This is a genomic window from Phenylobacterium sp., assembly GCF_031425575.1.
GTDB lineage: Bacteria > Pseudomonadota > Alphaproteobacteria > Caulobacterales > Caulobacteraceae > Phenylobacterium.
On record NZ_JANPJP010000353.1, the window covers coordinates 1 to 3,470 of the forward strand.

Annotated in this window: 4 protein-coding genes and 1 pseudogene; 2 read left to right on the forward strand and 3 right to left on the reverse strand. The window is 66.3% G+C overall.

Annotation, left to right across the window (positions count from 1 at the left end):
* Positions 1-318: 318 nt before the first annotated feature.
* Together RMO97_RS19540 and RMO97_RS19545 are read left to right on the forward strand one after the other, a co-directional pair.
* On the forward strand, positions 319-912 hold the full coding sequence (locus RMO97_RS19540) for a sigma-70 family RNA polymerase sigma factor (RefSeq protein ID WP_310542674.1): 594 nt from the start codon (positions 319-321) through the stop codon (positions 910-912).
* Positions 913-1,056: 144 nt separating this feature from the next.
* Positions 1,057-1,476 carry a lactoylglutathione lyase gene (locus RMO97_RS19545; protein ID WP_310542675.1) on the forward strand — a complete coding sequence of 140 codons (420 nt, stop codon included), beginning with the start codon at positions 1,057-1,059 and terminating at the stop codon, positions 1,474-1,476.
* A 159-nt stretch (positions 1,477-1,635) separates the two neighbouring features.
* Here RMO97_RS19545 and RMO97_RS19550 read toward each other — a convergent pair whose 3' ends face one another.
* From RMO97_RS19550 to RMO97_RS19560, 3 genes and pseudogenes are all read right to left on the reverse strand, one after another.
* Positions 1,636-1,956, reverse strand: a complete 321-nt coding sequence (locus RMO97_RS19550; RefSeq protein WP_310542676.1) for a 2Fe-2S iron-sulfur cluster-binding protein — start codon at positions 1,954-1,956, stop codon at positions 1,636-1,638.
* A 19-nt stretch (positions 1,957-1,975) separates the two neighbouring features.
* The gene (locus tag RMO97_RS19555) at positions 1,976-3,205 is read right to left on the reverse strand and encodes an FAD-dependent oxidoreductase (protein WP_310542677.1); all 1,230 of its coding nucleotides are present in this window, start codon (positions 3,203-3,205) and stop codon (positions 1,976-1,978) included.
* 58 nt (positions 3,206-3,263) lie between these two features.
* Positions 3,264-3,470 (reverse strand): annotated as a pseudogene (locus RMO97_RS19560) (succinate dehydrogenase iron-sulfur subunit); the annotation flags it as partial.

Below are 3,470 nucleotides of genomic sequence, written 5' to 3' on the forward strand. Positions count from 1 at the left end.
GGTGGGGGCCCCGTTGTTGTTGTGGTTGTTGTGGTTGGTGGTCCCCTGTCGGCCGCCCGCGCCCCCCCCCAACCCGAACATTTTCCCCACCAACCACACCAACCACACGAACGGGTTAGCCGGAGAAGGGAGCGTGACCCCTCATTCGACCGGTCTCCGACCGGCCACCTTCTCCCGCATGGGGAGAAGGAGTTTCACCCCCTGCCCCCCACAGCCAAGATTCTTTTCACCATGGCGGAGCTTTATCGCAACGGCCGCGTTTGATTTTCACGGGGGTTGGTGACGGCCCCCTCCGAGATGATTTCCAGAGGGCCCATCATGACCGCGACCACGATCCCCGCCGACAAGGATTTCATGGGCGAGCTGACCGCCCTCATCCCCCACATGCGGGCCTTTGCGCACTCCCTGTGCCGCAACGCCGTGGAAGCCGACGACCTGGCCCAGGACGCCCTGCTGCGCGCCTGGAACAACCGCACCAGCTACCAGCCGGGCACCAACATGAAGGCCTGGACCTTCATGATCCTGCGCAACCAGTTCTATTCCGACAAGCGCCGTTCGTGGCGCTCGACCCAGCTCGACCCGGAAACCGCCGAGCGGACCCTGGTGGCGGTCTCCAATCCCATGGCCACCCTGGAGCTGGACGAAGTCCGCCGGGCGCTCGCCATGCTGCCGGACGACCAGCGCGAGGCCCTGATCCTGATCGGCGCCGGCGGCCTGTCCTATGAGGAAGTCGCCGACATCTGCGGCAGCGCCATCGGCACCATCAAGAGCCGCGTCAGCCGCGCCCGCGACCGCCTGGCCCTGATCCTGGCCGAGGGCTCCTACGACCAGGACGAGATCCTGCCGTCGTCGGCCATGTCGACCCTGATGAGCACGCTGGACCGACTCTGCGCCCCGCGCCTGGCCGCTTAGCTAAAGAACCCCCTCCTGGAGCCTTCCTAGCTTCGGGACCTGAAAGAGCCGCCCCTGTCCCCACAGCGGCGGCTTTTTTCTTGGGCGGGGTTCGGGCGTACACCAAGATAGCTGGACCAAGCCCGACTGGAAGGAATTCCCGCGATGACCACCGCCCCCAAGATGATCTTCGTGAACCTGCCGGTCCGCGACCTGGCCGCCGCCACCGCCCTCTACGAGGCCATCGGCTGCGTGAAGAACGAGGCCTTCAGCAACGAGAACGCCTCGTCCATGGCCTGGTCGGAGACAATCTCCTTCCATCTGCTGACCCACGACTTCTATCGCACCTTCACGTCCCAGCCGATCGCCGACGCCCACAACACCAGCGCCGCCCTGTTCTGCCTGTCGCGAAACAGCCGCGCGGAGGTGGACGCCATTGTCGAGGCCGCTGCGCGCGCCGGCGGCCAGGGCGACATCCGGCAGGTCCAGGACCTGCCCTTCATGTACGGCCGCACCTTCGTCGACCCGGACGGCGCCGTCTTCGAGCCGATGTGGATGGACATGGCGGCCATGCCGGCGGGGTAGGTGATCACCGGCCACCCAAATTTTCGTCATCCCCGGGCTTGTCCCGGGGACCCATGATCTCCGCCTGTCCACAGATCGCGCGAACGGCGCCGCCTCGGCCGCGCCGCCACCACGGAGATCATGGGTGGCCGGGACAAGCCCGGCCATGACGATGAGAAGTTAGTGCTGGCTTTCCGGCATGCGGACCACCAGGCCGTCCAGCTCGTCGCTGACCTTGATCTGGCAGGAGAGGCGGCTGTTGGGCTCCACGTTCTCGGCGAAGTCGAGCATGGATTCCTCCATGGCCGACTTGGACCCGGTCTTGGATTCCCAGGCGGCGTCCACATAGACGTGGCAGGTGGCGCAGGCGCAGGCCCCGCCGCAGTCGGCGTCGATGCCCGGGACGTTGTTCTTCACAGCGCCTTCCATCACGGTCAGGCCGGCCTTCACGTCGATGACGTGTTCGGTTCCGTTGTTCTCGATATAGGTGACCTTGGCCATTTACTCCCCTTCGCCCGCCTTAAGCGGCGACCTCTTTCATGGAAACCGATGGGTCCGCAAGCCTGTCGAGATTGACGTGCTTGCGGTTCCCGATGAGCTGGCGGCCCATCATGTATTCCGGCGGGGCGTTGACCGCCTCCACCGATTGAACCTGATCGCCCTTCAGATGGAAGATGGCGAACTTGCCTGACGCAGGGTCCCCCCGCACCAGGATCTGGTCGGTGTCGAAGGGCAGGCCCGCGATCTGGAGCTTGAGGTCGTACTGGTCCGACCAGTTCCACGGCACTTCCGGCGTCGGCGCCGGGCGGCCGGTGATGGCGCAGGCGACCTGCTTGGCCTGTTCCAGCGCGCTGGGCACGCTCTCGGGGCCGAACATCCGGTCATAGTGCGGCAGCGGCCGGTGGCTGCAGTCGCCGATGGCGAAGATGGCGGGATCAGAGGTTCGCGCCTCCAGGTCCACCACCACCCCGCGCGCGGTGTCGAGGCCGGCGTCGGCGGCGATCTCGTCATTGGGCTTGCCGCCCACGCCGACCAGGACCGCATCGGCGGGAATGATGCGGCCGTCGGCCATCTTCACACCGGTGACCTTGCCGCCCTCGCCCACCAGGCTGTCGATCTTGGCGCCCAGCTCGAAGGTTACGCCCCGGGCGCGGTGATAGTCGGTGAAGAAGGTCGACAGCACCTCACACGCGCTGCGCGACAGGATGCGGGCCTCGCGCTCGAACACGGTGGCCTGCGCGCCCAGGGTCCGGGCGGAGGCCGCGACCTCCAGGCCGATATAGCCGCCGCCGATGATGGCCACGTGATGTCCGGGCAGGAGATGGCCCTTCAGCTCCTCGGCGTCGGCGGCGCTGCGCAGGGACAGCACGCCCGAGAGCTCCGCGCCCGGCAGGGGCAGCTTGTTGGGGCGCATGCCGGTGGCGATCACCAGGATGTCGTAGCTCAGGCTCGAGCCGTCGGAGAGCTCGACGAGCTTGTCGGCCCGCTTCAAGGTCACCGCCGAGACGTTCGGCCGGAAGTCGATCTGGTTCTCGGCGTAGAATTCCAGGGGCTTCAGGGCCAGGGAATCCGCGTCGGCCTCGCCCTTCAGCCAGGCCTTGGACAGGGGCGGCCGCTGGTAGGGAACCACCGGTTCATCGCCGACCATGGTGATGGGGCCGTCGAAGCCATATTGGCGCAGCAGGGCGACCAGCGTGCCGCCGGCATGCCCTGCGCCAAGAACCACCACATGTGTGCTCACTGAACCCATGACAGCCCCATGCAGAAAAATGACGGGTGCGTCAACTTACCGAACAGAGTTCGGATGGTCAGACGACGCGTTCGGCCAAAGTCTTCTTGATCTCGGCGATGGCCTTGGCGGGGTTTAGACCCTTCGGGCACACCTGGGCGCAATTCATGATGGTGTGACAGCGATAGAGCTTGAAGGGGTCCTCCAGGGCGTCCAGCCGCTCGCCGGTGGCCTCGTCTCTGGAGTCGATCAGCCAGCGATAGGCGTGCAGCAGGGTGGCGGGGCC